At 71.2% G+C, this 14,942-nt stretch carries 13 protein-coding genes; 5 read left to right on the top strand and 8 right to left on the bottom strand.

Annotation, left to right across the window (positions count from 1 at the left end; all coding sequences use genetic code 11):
• Positions 1-170: 170 nt before the first annotated feature.
• From ACIRYZ_RS23110 to ACIRYZ_RS23095, 4 genes are all read right to left on the bottom strand, one after another.
• Positions 171-1,061 (bottom strand): IS3 family transposase, encoded by an 891-nt coding sequence (locus ACIRYZ_RS23110; RefSeq protein WP_402946967.1) that lies wholly within the window; start codon positions 1,059-1,061, stop codon positions 171-173.
• Positions 1,058-1,348: a transposase gene (locus ACIRYZ_RS23105; RefSeq protein ID WP_402946964.1), complete on the bottom strand. Its 291-nt coding sequence runs from the start codon at positions 1,346-1,348 to the stop codon at positions 1,058-1,060. Before ACIRYZ_RS23105 ends, ACIRYZ_RS23110 begins: the two co-directional genes overlap by 4 nt.
• A 137-nt stretch (positions 1,349-1,485) precedes the next feature.
• Complete coding sequence (locus ACIRYZ_RS23100) at positions 1,486-1,656, bottom strand: hypothetical protein (protein ID WP_402947411.1); 171 nt, start codon at positions 1,654-1,656, stop codon at positions 1,486-1,488.
• A gap of 93 nt (positions 1,657-1,749) precedes the next feature.
• Positions 1,750-2,226, bottom strand: a complete 477-nt coding sequence (locus ACIRYZ_RS23095) for a hypothetical protein (protein ID WP_402946962.1) — start codon at positions 2,224-2,226, stop codon at positions 1,750-1,752.
• A gap of 714 nt (positions 2,227-2,940) precedes the next feature.
• Between ACIRYZ_RS23095 and ACIRYZ_RS23090 the strand changes: the two genes are divergently transcribed.
• The 4 genes from ACIRYZ_RS23090 to ACIRYZ_RS23075 all read left to right on the top strand — a co-directional run bounded on the left by ACIRYZ_RS23090 (position 2,941) and on the right by ACIRYZ_RS23075 (position 9,961).
• Entirely contained in the window at positions 2,941-4,083 is a 1,143-nt protein-coding gene (locus ACIRYZ_RS23090; protein WP_402946959.1) for a hypothetical protein, read from the top strand.
• A 795-nt stretch (positions 4,084-4,878) separates the two neighbouring features.
• Complete coding sequence (locus tag ACIRYZ_RS23085) at positions 4,879-6,375, top strand: sigma-70 family RNA polymerase sigma factor (RefSeq protein ID WP_402946956.1); 1,497 nt, start codon at positions 4,879-4,881, stop codon at positions 6,373-6,375.
• A gap of 384 nt (positions 6,376-6,759) precedes the next feature.
• Complete coding sequence (locus ACIRYZ_RS23080; RefSeq protein ID WP_402946954.1) at positions 6,760-9,447, top strand: LuxR C-terminal-related transcriptional regulator; 2,688 nt, start codon at positions 6,760-6,762, stop codon at positions 9,445-9,447.
• Positions 9,448-9,790: 343 nt separating this feature from the next.
• Positions 9,791-9,961: a hypothetical protein gene (locus ACIRYZ_RS23075; protein WP_402946951.1), complete on the top strand. Its 171-nt coding sequence runs from the start codon at positions 9,791-9,793 to the stop codon at positions 9,959-9,961.
• 79 nt (positions 9,962-10,040) lie between these two features.
• Here ACIRYZ_RS23075 and ACIRYZ_RS23070 read toward each other — a convergent pair whose 3' ends face one another.
• The gene (locus ACIRYZ_RS23070) at positions 10,041-10,928 is read right to left on the bottom strand and encodes a C1 family peptidase (protein ID WP_402946949.1); all 888 of its coding nucleotides are present in this window, start codon (positions 10,926-10,928) and stop codon (positions 10,041-10,043) included.
• 801 nt (positions 10,929-11,729) lie between these two features.
• On the opposite strand from ACIRYZ_RS23070, the gene ACIRYZ_RS23065 reads away from it, so the two are divergent.
• A complete protein-coding gene (locus tag ACIRYZ_RS23065; RefSeq protein WP_402946947.1) occupies positions 11,730-12,623 on the top strand; it encodes an IS5 family transposase in 894 nt (297 codons plus the stop codon).
• Here ACIRYZ_RS23065 and ACIRYZ_RS23060 read toward each other — a convergent pair.
• The 3 genes from ACIRYZ_RS23060 to ACIRYZ_RS23050 form a co-directional block, all read right to left on the bottom strand.
• Positions 12,604-13,134, bottom strand: coding sequence for a hypothetical protein (locus tag ACIRYZ_RS23060; protein ID WP_402946944.1), 531 nt, complete (start codon positions 13,132-13,134; stop codon positions 12,604-12,606). The two genes, ACIRYZ_RS23065 and ACIRYZ_RS23060, sit on opposite strands and share 20 nt — an antisense overlap.
• A 48-nt stretch (positions 13,135-13,182) precedes the next feature.
• Positions 13,183-14,721: an NF041680 family putative transposase gene (locus tag ACIRYZ_RS23055; RefSeq protein WP_402946941.1), complete on the bottom strand. Its 1,539-nt coding sequence runs from the start codon at positions 14,719-14,721 to the stop codon at positions 13,183-13,185.
• A 27-nt stretch (positions 14,722-14,748) separates the two neighbouring features.
• The coding region (locus ACIRYZ_RS23050) for a hypothetical protein (RefSeq protein WP_402947441.1) at positions 14,749-14,942 on the bottom strand (194 nt) is incomplete at its 5' end.

The raw sequence follows: 14,942 nt of genomic DNA, 5'->3' as shown, positions 1-14,942 counted from the left end.
GGCCGTCACCACGCACACCGAGGTCGGCACCTGGCCGAGGACGCGGCGGAAGCGCGCCGGGTCCGGCGGCGGAGCGGAGCGGTCCGGTGCGGTCAGGCTGGACGAGAACACAGCGACCTCCTGGGGTGGGCAGCCAGTGAAGTTCCACCCTGCAGTTGGACACGTTATGTCTACGCCGCGAGGGCATGACCTTGCCGGTGCCGTTGGCGGGTCTCAAGTGGTGTGAGGTAGCCCCACTCGGGGTGCCTCCGTAGGCGCCTGCGGTTATAGAAGGTTTCGATGAACGCGAAGACCTCCGCGCGGGCAGCGGCACGGTCTGGCCAGATGCGGGTGCCAATCTCTTCCTTCAGCACGGCAAAGAAGCTCTCGGCGGCGGCGTTATCGTAACAGGAGCCAACTCGTCCCATTGACTGCCTCATGCCCAACTTGCTTATTTCGCTGCGGAATTCACCCGACGTGTATTCGCTGCCGCGATCCGAGTGAAAGATGCACCCCTCCTCCAGTCCGCCACGGCCGGCCGCCATCCGCAGCGCGGCCACCGGCAACTCGGCGCGGTGATGGTCGGCCATCGCATAGCCGACCACCTCGCGAGTGGCCAGGTCGATCGCGGTGACCAGGTAGAGCCAGCCCTCCCCGGTCGGCAGGAAGGTCATGTCGCCGACCAGCCGCATACCGGGCCGCGGTGCGGTGAAGTCCCGCCCGATCAGGTCCGGGGCGAACACCGGCTTGCGGCCCTGGCGGGTCAGGCCGCGCCGTCTACGGCGCGTGACACCGACGATGCCGCGCTCGCGCATGATCCGCTCCACCCTCTTCCGGTTGACGACGTGGCCCTGGCGCCGTAGTTCCGCATGCACACGCAGGGCCCCGTAAGCGCCCCTGGACGCGAGGTGGATCACCGTGATCTCGGCCGCGAGCAGATCCTCCTCCCGCCGACGGGCACAACGGGCCTGCTCGCCGGCCCGCCAGGCGTAGAACGAGGAACGGGCGATGCCCAGGACTCGGCAGATCCGCCTGACGCCCCAGGCGCCGTGATGATCATCAACGAAACGGAAGCGGATCACCGATTCGTCTCGGTCGCGAAATAGGCGGCCGCCTTGCGCAGGATCTCGATCGTCTTCTGCTGCTCGACGGTCTGGCGCCGCAACCGGGTGAGCTCCTCGCGCTCCGCGCTGGTCAGCGCGCCGGGGTGCCCCTCGCCCCGGTCGGTGCGGTCCTGCTTGACCCAGCCTCGCAACCCCTCTGGGCTGACGCCCAGCTCCCGGGCGATCTCGGTGACGTTCCGGTGCGGAGAAGACCGCACGAGCGCGATCGCGTCCCGCTTGAACTCCGCCGTGTACCGCTTACTCATCTTGCTCTTGGTTCCCACCTGTGACTGCTTCCTCCGGGCTCACATGTCCCAGTCTCCAGGTGTCCAGCCGCAGGGTGGAACTTCAGGGCGCTTCTTCGGGAAACGGCTCGGGCGCGGCCAGCCCGCGCCCGAGCGGATCAGGCTGTCGTTCCGGGTGCTGCGCGCTGCCCGTGCGCGTGGCTGAGCAGGTACAGCGCCGCTTGGAGGATGAACGCAACGTGGCGCTTGGGCGGGGTGCCGGTCAGGCCGTGGAGGATGTCGTTGCGCAGGTTCATCCCGCGGTCGGAATCGACCAGGAGGAGTTGCAGCGCTCGGCTCCAGTCCTCCGGGTACCCGGCCTCAGCATCGGACCGGCGTCCCGGGGTGGGCAGCCTTCAGGCCGCGGGGTCGGCTGGCCCAGGTCAGCGGAGCCCTGGCGCAGCAGTCGCGTCGTGCATGCGGGCGGGCAGCTCACTCCAGTTCTGCAGGGCTCCCTGGAGGAGGTTCTCGAATTGGGCTTGGCCCTCGTTCACGAGGAGGTCCCGCAAGCAGGCGCAGTCCTGCATCGCGGCGCCGTCTGCGGAGCAGATGAAGATGCCAGCCGCCTGCAGACCTCGGGCGGCGACGGCGATCTCGTGTCCGAATGGCAGCGGTACTCGGCTGACGAGTTCCTGGGCGAAGAGCTGCTCGATCCGGGGGCGCCCCAACACTGCCCAGAGGCGGCCGAACATGCTGTGCAGCGACTTCTTGCCGTCCAAGAGCGCCCGGGCCAGGGCCGCAAGGGCATCGCATCCCTTGCCCCGGTGCCGTTCGACAAGGGCCTCCCAGGTGGATTCGTTTACGTACCGAAGGGCCTGCGAGGCGATGACGTCGCCGCCGCCCCCGTTGAGGAGCTGCACGCATGTCCGTACGGCGCCCTCCATTTCGGCGCCGGTCACGACCCATGGCACACGAGGGATGGCCTGCAACCCGCCGCGCTGAGCTGGGAACCGGGCGGACCGCGGGGCAGGCGCTGGTCGTGGATTCGCGGTGCGGTTGGGGGAGGCACTGCGGCGGCGGGGCCGCGGTACGGTCGGCCTGACGGATGGGGTGTCTCTGGTTCGGCGGGGCGAAGGATCGAGCGGACGCCGTCCTGCGGGAAGACCTCGGTGCTGGTGGCAGCGAAGGCCGGCCTGCCTCACCCGGTTCCGGCAGAGCCTTCCGTCCTTCTTCATGGCGCGGCACCTGTTGGCCATTCACAGAGAGTGACTGAATGGGCGCCGTCCGGCAACGATTCACGTTGACGAACGAGCTGATCACGTCATCGTGCAGATGTGCACAGCCAGAGGGTTTGGAGTGCTCTCGGACAAACTTAAAGCTCACGGGCGGGCAGTCGCGGCGCATTCCTGTCCCAAATTCGTTCGTGGACAAGAGGAAACCGTTGCATCGGCGAGCAACGTCTGGGTCGAACCTGCTGGCGGCGGCCGTCGTCAGGCCCCCTCAAACGGGGGCAGCGCGACCCGGAACCGCTTCGGAACCTGCGGGTCAGGCTCGCCGGCCAGCCAACTGCCTGGGCAGAACCGAACCTGCTCAAGCGCATCGCCCTCGAAGATCTCGACGGCTTCGATCAGGCCATGACCGTGACCCGGGTGTGCCGCCGCATCCTGGAAGGGTCCTCGCCGGAGGAAGCCCGGGAACACTTCGCCGATGCCATCGGCGCCCTCAGCGAGGACGACCGCGGGCACCTCGACTTCTACGTCGACGGCGGCGAGCGCCGGGCCAGATGGGGCATTCACACCGCCGTCTCCTGGGTTGCCGGCGCCGCGAGCAGCCGGTGGCGCTTCCTGCTCAACCCCGCCGAGGCCAAGCCCTCTTACGGCGATCCCTACCGATGGCTCACACCTGCGGACGAACTCGCCGAACTGGCACGACGCTTCGCCGAGACCGCCGTCCAGGCGCTCCAGACCTGGCAGCCGAAGGAACACCTCGGGATCAGCAGGGATGCCGACCTCCGCTGGGTGCACGCCATGCTGGTCCACGTGCCCGAAGTGACTCCCGCCGTCAAGAAGACGGTCCAGCTCATGATCCACGACGCCCAGCGGGGCCAGGACCGCCCCCGCTCCTACGACTACCGCGAGAGGGACGACCACCGGCAGTTCACCGAGCTCCTCGCCGCGATCACCCGCATCGTCGCCGCCTCGCTCCCCCAGGCCCCCGCCGCGCGCCGCGCAGCCCTCGGCGATCCCACCGAGGTGACGCCCCGGAGCCTGTCCACCGTCGCCGCGGACGCCCTCGATGAGTACCTCGACCGCCACGCCGGCGACGACCAGCTGGTGGAGAAGGCCCTGCTGTCCTTCGCCTGGCGCGACGGCTGCCGGCGTGAATCCGCCTTCTCCGACGTGCTCGCACGCCACTCGAACCCGCAGCAGGCCATCCGCACTCTCACCCACGACCTGCGACGCAGGCTCGGTGGCAACCCCACCGACCGGGAAGCCTGGGCCCAGTACGTCCTCGCACTGCCCGAGTGCGGCACCGAGACCATCCTCGCGCTGCCTGCCTGGACAGCACTCAAAACGAGCGGAAGCCGCTACGACACCACGCACCCCGCAGTGCTCGCCCTGGTGGCCGGCATGCTCGGCAACGACCACCAGGCGTGGCAACGGCTCGCCGACAGCCCGATCAGCTACTCCAGCCCCAACGCCCGGCTCCGCCTCGGAGACGTCCTCAGCGCCGCCGCAGACGGTACTGATTGGCCGAAGCCACCCGCCTCCCGGTGACAGCGCCGCGCGTACGGGTCCAGGAATGCCTCCGGACCCGTACCGCCCCGGGCGGGAAAAGGGGCCGCGTAACCCCATCACCGCGCCGACGCACCCGTCAGGATCGGACTCGCCGGCTTCACGCGGAACGCCGCCACGTTCGGCGCCCATCACGACCTCATCCTGGCCAACCGGCAGATCCTCACCAGCTGGGCCCACGGCACCCACCTCTACGACATCGCCGACGAGGACGAGCGCCATGCTGCCGCCTGAGCACCATGTCGTGCCCTTGGGCACTCCTTCTGGTCGTCGGTCGGTGCCGCCAGGGTCCCGGCAGTCCGCGGTGCGGGCGGGCTGCCGGAGGCGGGGGTACCTGCGGACCGTGGAGGAAGACGGGCGCACGCCAGCGGCGGGCCGGACCGGACGCCGGCTGATCGTCATGGCGTGCTGCCTCCCTGCCTCTCGATTCCTGAGGGAGAGACCGGGCCGGCGACCGGACGACCCGCATCTTTTCCAAGGCTTTACCTAGATGGTTTTCCGGCTGACCAGCCGGCCAATGGTGTGAGCACGGACGAGCCTGGCGCCGCGGCGTCGCCGGGCGACCGGCCGCGCCCGGCGAGCACCATGCCGCCCGGAGCCCGCCCCGCCCCGCCAGACCATCGTGACCGCCTCCGCCGCCCGCCGCACGTTCTCGCGCGGGTGGGCGGGCGTGGCACACTGGCGCGCTATCCGGTCGGGGCGCGGTCCGCCTCCCCCAGCGGGCCCGCCCTCCGCCCGGATCTGACTAGGCATCATGCGAGCTGACAGGAGCGAGCGTTGAGCGTACTGACGACGGCCCTTCGAGCGGACCTTTCCGACCTGACGGATGCCCAGTTGGCCGCACTGCTGCGCGAGCCCGCGTCGGCGGCCGGACTCGCCGTCCACGACGTGATGGGCGAGGTGTTCACCCGCCACCACCCGGCCGTGCTCGCCTACGCCCGCACCTGCTGCCGAGACGCCGCCACCGCCCAGGACCTCGCGGCCGAGGCCTTCGCCCGCACCTACCGCTCGGTCGCCTCCGGGGCCGGACCCGAGCACGCCTGGCGCCCCTACCTGCTGACCTGCGTGCGCCACACCGCGGTGGACTGGGCACGCGAGGGCGCCCGTACCCAGCTCTCGGACGACTTCGAGACCTGGGCCGACACACTGCCCTCCGGCCACGACACCGAAGAGGCCGTTCTGGCCGGCGAAGAAGAATCGCTGGTGATCCACGCCTACCGGTCGTTACCCGAGCGCTGGCAGGCCGTGCTGTGGCACGCGGTCGTCGAGCACGAACCGGCCGCCGCGACCGCCCGGCGTCTCGGCATCACCGCCCGCGGCATCGGATCGCTCGTCGCCCGCGCCCGGGAAGGCCTGCGCGAGGCCTACCTGCGCGCCCACCTCGACCAGACCGCCAACGAGGAATGCCGCCACTTCGGCACCCTGCTCGCCACTTCGATACGCCGCCCGGACAAGCGCATCGCCCGCGACCTCGACCGCCACCTCCAGTCCTGCGCCGACTGCGCCCGCGCGGACCGCGACCTGCGCGACCTCAACGGCCGCCTCGGAGCCATGCTGCCCGCGGGCATCCTGCTGTGGAACCCCGCCAGCCTCTGGCCGTCGGTGGCGGGGCACGGCGTCCACCTGGCCGCCGCCAAGCTGGGAGCCGCGCGCCTCGGCACCGCCAAGGTGGCATGGACAGCCGCGGCCGTCACCGGCGCGACCCTGGCCGCCGTCGCCGTCGTCGCGGCGCCGAACCCGGGACACCCGCCCCACCCGCCCGCAGCCCCGACCCGGGCGCCCGAGAGCCAGGACCCGACCGTCCAGGCCGCACCTCCCGCCTCCGCAGCCCCGTCCGCCCCCGCGACCTCCGCCCCGGCTGCGGGCCCGCGGACCATGATCAACGCCATGACAAGCCTGTGCGCCCAGGCCGACCCCGACGGCACCCTCACCCAACGCGCCTGCGACCGAAGCGCCGGCCAGACCTGGATCCTGCTCCCCCTCGGCGACAACGTACGGATCAAGAACGCCGGCACCGGCCAGTGCATCGGCACCGGTAGCAGCACGACCGACGGCGCCCCCCTCGTCCAGGAAACCTGCACGACCGCGAACAACGACCAGATCTGGACACTCCGCGACAACGGCATGGTGGTGAACACGACCACCGGCCTGCTGATCGGCCTGAAACACTGGCCCCACGCCGACCACCCCGGACCCGGCGATCAACTGACGCAAAGTCAGAACTACTACAACAGCGAGGCCTTCCGCTGGCAGCGGCGCCCCCTGAGCACATGAATGCCAGCACACGAGGCCCCCACCGCACGGTGGGGGCCTCCCTCCCCCGTCACCAGCGCATCTGGGCCTCCGCCGACATTCGGCGACACTCTCTACCTTGACCATGCCCCCGGGCGAGGAGCAGTTGGTGGAGGCCGCCCGGCTGAGGACGCCGGGCGGCAGGCTGCCGCCGGGCGGCTGGTGACTGGACGTCCGCGCAAGCGCAGGGCCAGGTGTAGGGCACCTTAGCCGAACCTTGATTCGGGGCTGCGGGTTGCGCCGCCGCCGTAGGTTCCTGATCACCCCACCGCCGGTTGCGGCCGGCTGGCGCGGACCCATGCCGCAGCGAGCCGCGGTCCTGCTTCACGCTCCGCACGTTGAAGGGAAGTGGATATGCATCAGGGTGTGAACGAGCGACGCCTTCGACAGCTGGTGGCGTCCGTCTCTGCGGGCCGCCGCGGGCTCGTGCTGGTCGAGGGGGAGGCCGGCATGGGCCGGACCACGTTCGTGCGTCGCCTGCTGAGCCTGCCGGAGAGCCGACGCAGTGCTGTGCTGGTGCTGCGGGTCTCCGCTGGCGGCACCGTGATCGAGCGGGAGCCCGACCGGTCCGCGCCGGCGCCCGGTCCCGGTCACTGCATCATGGCCACGGCCGAGGAACTGGGCGAGCTCCTTGCCGCCCGGCGCACTGGCTTGTTGGTCGTCGAGGACGTCCACCGCGCGGACGCGCCCCAGCGCCGGGCGTTGCAACGGCTGTTGGAGCACCCTCCGGCCGGTCTGTGCACCGTGCTGACCCATCGGCCGGAGGAGCTCCCCGAACCCGGGCTGGCGTTGGGCTCCGCGGTGGACTATCCGGCCGACCTGACCGTGGTCCGGATCCGGCTCGAACCCTTGGACGAGAGCGAGGTACGCCGCCTCGCCGAACAGACCCTCGGCCAGGACTGCCCACCGCAGCTTGCCACCCGGCTGCACCACTGGTCCGGCGGAGTCCCGCAGGTCGTGGCCGATCTGCTGGCTGACCTCGCGCAGAAGCCGGATGCCGCTACTGCCCCGGCACCCCCGGTCCGGCTGGCCGAGCTGGCCCTGGGTCGCACCGCAGCTCTGTCCACGGCTCAGCGCCGCATCGTCTGGGCTGCGGCGGTCCTCGAAGAACCCACCTGCGCAGTCGAGTTGGCCGAGGTCGCCGGGCTGCCCAGCGCCCTCGGCCGGGCCGCGCTGCTGGCCGCCCTGCGCACCGCCGCGCTGCACCAGCTCGGCCCCGACCGCTACGGGTTTCGCGTCCCGTTGGCTGCGGCGGCCGTCCGTTGTGCCGTACCCGGGTTGGTGCGGCAAGAGCTGCACTTCCGCGCCGCTGAGCTCCTGGCCCGTCGGCAGCCGGTGCCGTGGGCCCGGGTAGCGGGCCATCACCAGGCCGCCGGACAGGCGGCCAGCCGGCTGGACAGCCTGGCCAGGGCCGCGGAGGAAGCGGCCGACACGGGCGCGCACCACGTCGCCATCGACCTCGTAGAGGAGGTTCTCGCGGAACCGGGCGTGCCCGGGGCGGCCCGGGCACGGCTCGGCGCGGTCCTGGCCCGCAGCGCGGTGGCCGGGCTCAGCTCGGAGCAGACGGCTGCGGTGCTGCGTCAGGTGGTCGCCGACGGCGCGCTGCCCCGGGCGGTCCGCGGGGAGATCCGGCTCAGCCTGGGGCTGCTGCTGCTCAACCATCTCGACCGCAGTGCCGAGGCCAGCGGTGAACTCGCTCTGGCCGTCGATGAGTTGTCCGAACATCCGGCGCTGGCGGCCCGGGCCCTCGCCGCTCTGGCCTCGCCCCATCTGCCGGGCAGGTCGGCCGAGGAGGACCGTGCCTGGCTGGACCGGGCCGAGGCCGCCGTCGTGCGGACCGGCGATCCGGCCGCCCGAACGGCCGTCCTGGCCAGCCGGATTCCACTGCTGATGTGCACGGGCGACCCGGACGTCTGGCGGCTTCTGGCGGACCTGCCGCGGACCAGCGACGACCCGCAGTACCTCTACCAGTGCGCCCGCGCCCTGTGCAACGCGGCCGACGGCGCGTTCTGGCAGGGCCGCTACGACAGCTCGGCCGCCTTACTGGCCGAGGCGCTGGACCTGGCCGCACAGAGCGGCGCACCGCACGTCGACAAGGTCGTACGGTTGGGCTCGGTGGCGCTGGACTGGGCCACCGGCCGCTGGTCCGGCCTGCCCGAGCGGGTCCGGGCACTGGTGGCGGATGCCGACGAGATGCCGTGCATCGTCAACGAGGCCCAACTGATCCTGGGCGTCATCGCACTCGCCAAGGGCGACTGGGAGCAGTTCAGTACCTCGTTCACCGGGCCCGAGCCGTCGGATCGCGAGATCCCGCAGCGCGCGGTGTCCGCCGGGGCCCGGATCCGGCTCGCGCTGGCCCGCGACGAGGTGGCCGACGCCTCCGAACAGGCGGCGGAGATCTGGGCCGCGCTGCGCGCCAAAGGCGTGTGGGCCTGGGCAGCCCAAGCGGCGCCATGGGCCGTGGAGGCGACGATCCGCGCCGACCGGCCGCTCCTGGCCCGCGAGATGGTGGCCGAACTGGCGGCCGGGCTTGGCGGCCGCGACCTACCATTCGCGCACGCGGCCCTCGAATGGTGCCGCGGCCTGCTCGCCGAGTCGGACGGCGACCCCGGCACCGCCGCAACCCACTACCGGCAGGCCCGAGCCGCCTATCGCGCGCTGCCTCGCCCGCACGAGGCCGCCCTGCTCGCCGAGTACGCCGGCCGCGCCGCCCTCGCGGCGGACCCCGCCTCACCCGCCGGCGTCACCGAACTCAGGCACTCGGCAAATGAGTTGGATGGACTCGGCGCGTCCTGGGATGCCGCCAGGGTGCGCGCGCTGCTGCGCCGCCAGCCGACGGCCGGGCGCCGTTCGCCGGGCCGCCCGTCCTACGGCGAGCAGCTCTCGCCCCGGGAGGAGGAGGTCGCCGCCCTGGCCGCGGCCGGCCTGACGAACCGGGAAATCGCCACGCGACTGCACCTGTCCCCACGAACCGTCGAGCACCATATCGCCCGGGCCATGCGCAAGCTGCGGATCGTCTCCCGACTGGACCTCGCCCGCACCGCGCAGGACTGACACCTCGCCCTCGCACAGCCGGCCCCCGGTCGGGCGGGCGAGGGTGCCCGGGCTTGGCCTACCGCTTGCGTCACGTGAGGCCCTACGGTCCCGAGCCATGAGGATTGTCGTTCACGACACCGCGTCCGCCATGCTCGATCTCTTGCAACGACCGCCGAACCTGCGGCCCGACGCCCTGCACGAGTTGCTCGGTCCGCTTACGGCAGCCACTGGCCGCCGATGTCCGCGACGGGTGACGTGGAGCTGGCCGGAATACACCAGAGTCCGGACAACGGCCTTCGAGTCGACCGCGACGACCCTCGTTCCCGGCCCGCCCTGTGTCAGATACAGCTGGGAGACCACCGTGCGGGGCACATGGGGCAACCACCCGTCGAGCTGCCGGATCGTCGGCCACGGAGTCGGCCCGCAGATCGTCGCCGCGTACCCGGCGGCCACCGGCCTGAGCGCCGCCCGGAGCAGCGCCCTGTCGGCACGCGAGATCCTCCGCAGCGCGGGCACGCCGACCAAAGCGTGACCGTCCGGGCCCGCAGGCCGGACACAAGAGCGCGGCCCCTTCCCGGTCGGTGAACGCCGGGAAGGGGCCGCGGTGTCGGTCAGTTCTGAACGAGCTTGCCCATGGCGTGGACCTCGTCGACGTCGCCGGTGTCGAAGAAGCTCCACGGGACGGTGACGAAGCCGCCGGCGCCCCAGCCGGTACCCCAGCTGTTCTCGATCTTCACGCCCTTGGCGTTGTAGGCGACGACGGTGACCTCGTGGCCGCCGACCACCGGGTCACTGGAGGAATCGCCCGGGAGGTAGCTGTAGTTGGAGGCGGCGCGCGAGTTCAGGCCCATGAAGCTCCGGCGCACACTCATGCCGATCGGCACGGGCATGCCCTGCGATATCGCACTCTCGATCGCGGCCTTGGCCGCGCTGCCGTGGGCGGGCAGGGACTTGTAGCCGGACAGCTTGTAGTTCGCCGCGTTCGCGCGTTCGTTGTCGTCCGGCTGGGTGCGGTAGTTGTAGTCGCCCTGCCAGTAGTCGCCCTTGGTGTCGATGCCCTGCTTCCTCTCCATCGACAGTGCGTCGTCCGTGTTGGTGCCCCAGTTGTGGCCCCCGGTGAGCTGCGAGTAGATGTACATCGGCGCCATCGGCCCGCCGCTGATGTGCTGTTCGTTCATCAGGATGCCGTAGGCGGTGTAGCCGGTGGCCCAGGTCACGCACGAGTTGACCTCGCCCTGGTCGCCCGGCACCGGCGCGTACCGGGTCAGATCCGCGCTGGCCGGCACCGCCGCCAGTTGCGCGAGCGGTGCCTGGGCGCTGCTTTCGGCCTCCTGGTCGACGGCCGCCGGGTGCATCCCGGGCGTGAAGCCCAGGCCGTGCCGCTGGTGATGCTGAGGCGCCTGCACGGGGGCGGCACTGGCGGCGGTGACCGTGACCGCGGGAACCAGGCAGGACAGGGCCAGAGCCGAGGCGATCCCAGCCGTCTTCTTGATGCGCACTATTTCCGCTCCTCGATCCGAATACCGTCAGGACGGCGGAGAATTCCGGACACCCCAATCAATTTCCGATGCCGCGCCATGTCGCCGGCAGGAAGGAAATGGAAACTGAGTGAAACCCGCCCGGACCCCGGTTCCGTAAACCGGGCTATCCGTCCCGGGCAGAAGCCAAGCAAGCACCCGGAATCCACGTCAACGCGTCGCCCTACCCATCTTTTTTGGCGAATTGACGTTCCGTTGGGACCGAGACCGCCTGCCTCACCAACCAGCCCAGCCCTGTCTGCCAGCACCTTTCCGCCCAATCGCCCGGGCCCGGACCGGTGCCGCAATACCCCTCACACACATCGCGCCGCCCGGCCTATCGCCGGATTTCCTGGGTATGGGTAGCGAAGTGCCGGCCGCGCCCGGAACCTCCCTTGGGCTGATCGCCTCCAGCCGCTGATCCGGGCCGGGCCCGAGCACACCGTGGCCGCCCAAGCCACGCCGACGGGCGCGCCAGGAGATCAGGACTGACGCGTACGTTCATCTGGCCGGAACCGGGTGAGGGCTGACGCGGTTTCATGGTCCAGGACTCAAGGTTCCGCCAGTGGCAGCCCTGTCGCGGGTAAGAAGCGATTCCCGAACCGGGGGACATGGCTGCCGCTCGAACTTCCGTACGCATCAGCCTCGTTCGGGTGATCAGGTCGCGGCCGGCGCATAGAAGAAGGGCCTCTTGCCCAGTTCGGTGATGTCGAGTCAACGAACAATCAGGAGGCCCTCGTGCTCCACTCTGGCGTGCCCGCTGCGTCCGCGTCCAGCTCCGGCATGTCGTGCGATTGCCTCGCACACCGGCTCGGGAACGCCGCCGACCAGCCCGACCGGACCCGCCGCTACGGCTCCGACCTCACCGACACGGAATGGGCGATCGTGCGGCCGCTGCTGCCGGTACCGGCCTGGATGAACGGGCAAGGGGGCCGCCCTGAGGGCTTCTGCCACCGGCAGATGATCGACGCGGTGCGCTACCTGGTCGCCGAGGGCGTGCGCTGGGCCAGCCTGCCCGCCGACTTCCCCAAGTGGCGGGCCGTCTACCGGTTCTTCCGCCGCTGGCGCGACACCGACTTCATCAAGGAGCTCTACGGCCGACTGCGCAAGCGTCTGCGCGAACTGGCCGGGAAGAAGGAGGAACCCACCGCCGCGATCATCGACTCGCAGTCGGTCAAGGCCGACGCCACCGTCGGCGCGGCCACCCGCGGCTACGACGCCGGGAAGAAAATCAACGGCCGCAAGCGGCACATCGCCGTGGACACCCTGGGCCTGCTGCTGGTGGTAATGGTCACCGCCGCCTCGGTCAAGGACAACGACGCCGGGCGCGACCTGCTGGAACAACTGCGCGCCGAGCGCCACCGCATCGCCCTGGTCTGGGCCGACGGCGGCTACACCGGATGGCTCGTCGCCTTCGCCCACGCCGTCCTGGCCCTCGCCCTGACCGTCGTCAAACGCAGCGACGACGCCAAAGGGTTCGTGGTGCTGCCCCGCAGGTGGATCGTGGAAAGGTCCTTCGCCTGGCTGATCCGGGCCCGGCGCCTGGCCCGCGACTACGAGACCCGCATCGACAGCGCCGAGGCGATGGCCTGGTGGGCCGCGAGCATCCCGGCCACCCGCCGACTGGCCCGCTCCGGCCGACCCTCCCCGCGCCGCGTCAAGCGGTCCGCGGCCTGAACAGCCCCGGCCGCGCCTCGGTCAACCAGCCCCGCTCCACCAGCCGCTTCGCCCTGAACCGGGCCGCCTGCTCCTTCGCATCACTCGCCGGCCAGCCCAGATGCTCGCGCATCGCCCGCGCCCGCACCCCCTCCCCGCCTCCGGCCGCATCGCGCTCGACCAGGGCCACGACCCGCGCGCACTCGGGCGGCAGCACCTCCACCCCCAACCCCTCACGCCACGAAGGGACTTCGACCCGCAGCCCGGCCACGCCCGCGACCGGCTCCACCACCGGTCCACCGGCCGACGCACCGGGCACCGCGGCCTCATCGGCCAACTCGGCCAGGGCCGCCACCGTCTCCTCCCGGGCGATCACCGCGCGCCGCGCGGCCTCATCCGCCTCCGCCACGGCGGCCTGGACCCGCTCCAACTCGGCGCGCAGTTCCTCCGCCCTGGCCAGCGCCACCCGCTCACGCCGCTCCAGCACCCCCAGCACCCCCAGCACCCCCAGCACCCCCAGCACCGACGGCATCCGCCACCTCCGACCACACCCCGCACCAACACGACGGTCCGAGCATGCCTACCGAGCGACGGCCACACACCTCACCTGCGAAAGCGTGACCCTACCTTCGGTTTGGGAATCGCTTCTGAGCTTTACGTTTAACCTCGCGCGGTGCGGAGTTCGGTGTCGCCGTCGGCTCGTTTCGCAGCTTTGCCCACGTCGTGGCGGGGTGCGCGGTGCCGGTTCGGGGTGCCGGTTCGGGGTGCCGGGCGGCCGTCCGGGGCCGGGACGGGAGGGTTTCGGCACGCCTGCTGGCTGGGCGGTCTTCGGGCGGAGGTGGCGAAACCCCCGTCGTACCCGGGACGGGGTGAGTCTGTGCGGCTCCAGTGGTCTCTCCCAGGGGCGGCGCAGGTCGGTGGTGAGCGGGCGGGCGAGGCGGAGTTGGGTGTGGGCGGCGATGATCAGCCAGGTCCACACGTCGGCGGTGTCGGGGTGGCGGATCTTGGGGCGGGTCCAGCCGAGGGTCTGCTTGAGGAATCGGAAGGTGTGTTCCAGATCGAAGCGGCGCAGGAAGGACTGCCAGCGCAGGTCGACGGCGTCGGCGGTCAGGGCGGTGGCCGAGGTCCACAGCCATACCGGTTTCGCCTCTCGCTGGCCGGGCAGGTGCTCGACCTTGAGGCGGATCAATGTGCCGTGCAGGACGGGGAGTTCACCTTCCGCGTCCGCCCAGTCGGCCCGGGCGGTCTGCAGTTTCTGGCGCATCCGGTCCCAGGAGGTCGCCTCGGCTGTGCCGTAGCGGGAGGTGTCGCAGGTGGTGGTGTGGTCGGGGGCCGGGCCGTCCTCGGGCTTGGCGAGGACGAGACGGGCGCCGTGCTTGCGAGGGCGTCCGCCCCGAGGTGTGGAGCGGGGCGCCCCGGCGTCGGCGTACATCACCTGGTCCGAGCGCAGGCGGGCCAGGACCTCCACGGGTAGGTCGCGCAGGAGATAGGACAGGCGAGCGGGGTTGTAGCCGGCGTCCAGCACGATCAGGACGGGCGGGTCGCCGCTCTTCCAGTGCCGGGCCTCGGTCAACCGGTTCACGACATCGCGTAGTTGGGTGGCGGTGACCTCGGCGATGTCGTCGGCCGGGCCCAGTCGCTGGGCGTCCAGCAGAGCGGTCCAGCTGGTGCGGCCGGACTCCAGTGCGGCGATGAAGGAGTAGGGCCAGCCCGGGACGAGCTGGTCCGAGCCGCGGCCGCCGCGCCCGTAGACGTGGCAGAACAGCCGGTCTTGGCTGCAAGTCGCGTCCGGACGCAGCCAGTTGGTGACGTCCGCGGCGAGCACGATCCGCCCGTCGGCCGCGCGCGGCAGTGGCAGGGACGCCAGCGCGCGGCGCAGGCGGGCCGGCTGGACCCAGCCCTTGTCCAGCGCGGCGTACATGGCGCCGTGTCCGCGTCGCATCTCCGGGGCCAGGCACAGTTCCACGAGGGTCTTCACCGGCCCGTCCGTGCACAAGAGCGCGTCGGTGAGCTCGAAGAGCGCGTCCGCGCGGGCGTAGAGACACTCGTGGAACTCGACCCGAAAGTGGGACAAGACGCCCAATGCCTCGCTTGCGGGCACATCGACAGGGACACTCATACTCGGCGGCCGTTCCTCTGAGCTTCGTTACTCGACATCTCGAAGCGTGGAGAACGGCCGCGTCACTTGCCCCCGGATCCCGCAGATCTCAGCCGGTCGGGTGACCAGCGACGTTAAACGTAAAGCTGAGGCCACGCGCTTGCGGTGGGCGTAGTACGTGGAGGGGGCGATGCTGCAGCCGTGCTCGGTGAGTACGCGGCAGATCGGCTCGACGCCGCCGA

It is taken from the genome of Kitasatospora sp. NPDC101155 (assembly GCF_044768305.1).
Taxonomy (GTDB): Bacteria; Actinomycetota; Actinomycetes; order Streptomycetales; family Streptomycetaceae; genus Kitasatospora.
Note: the sequence above shows the minus strand (reverse complement) of the source record. Positions and strands in the feature narration are given on the sequence as shown.

Excerpts from the sequence above, each read along its gene's own strand:
- ACIRYZ_RS23105 (WP_402946964.1), bottom strand. The coding sequence starts at position 1,348 with ATGAGTAAGCGGTACACGGCGGAGTTCAAGCGGGACGCGATCGCGCTC.
- ACIRYZ_RS23090 (WP_402946959.1), top strand. The coding sequence starts at position 2,941 with ATGACCGTGACCCGGGTGTGCCGCCGCATCCTGGAAGGGTCCTCGCCG.
- ACIRYZ_RS23065 (WP_402946947.1), top strand. The coding sequence starts at position 11,730 with ATGTCGTGCGATTGCCTCGCACACCGGCTCGGGAACGCCGCCGACCAG.
- ACIRYZ_RS23060 (WP_402946944.1), bottom strand. The coding sequence starts at position 13,134 with ATGCCGTCGGTGCTGGGGGTGCTGGGGGTGCTGGGGGTGCTGGGGGTG.
- ACIRYZ_RS23055 (WP_402946941.1), bottom strand. The coding sequence starts at position 14,721 with ATGAGTGTCCCTGTCGATGTGCCCGCAAGCGAGGCATTGGGCGTCTTG.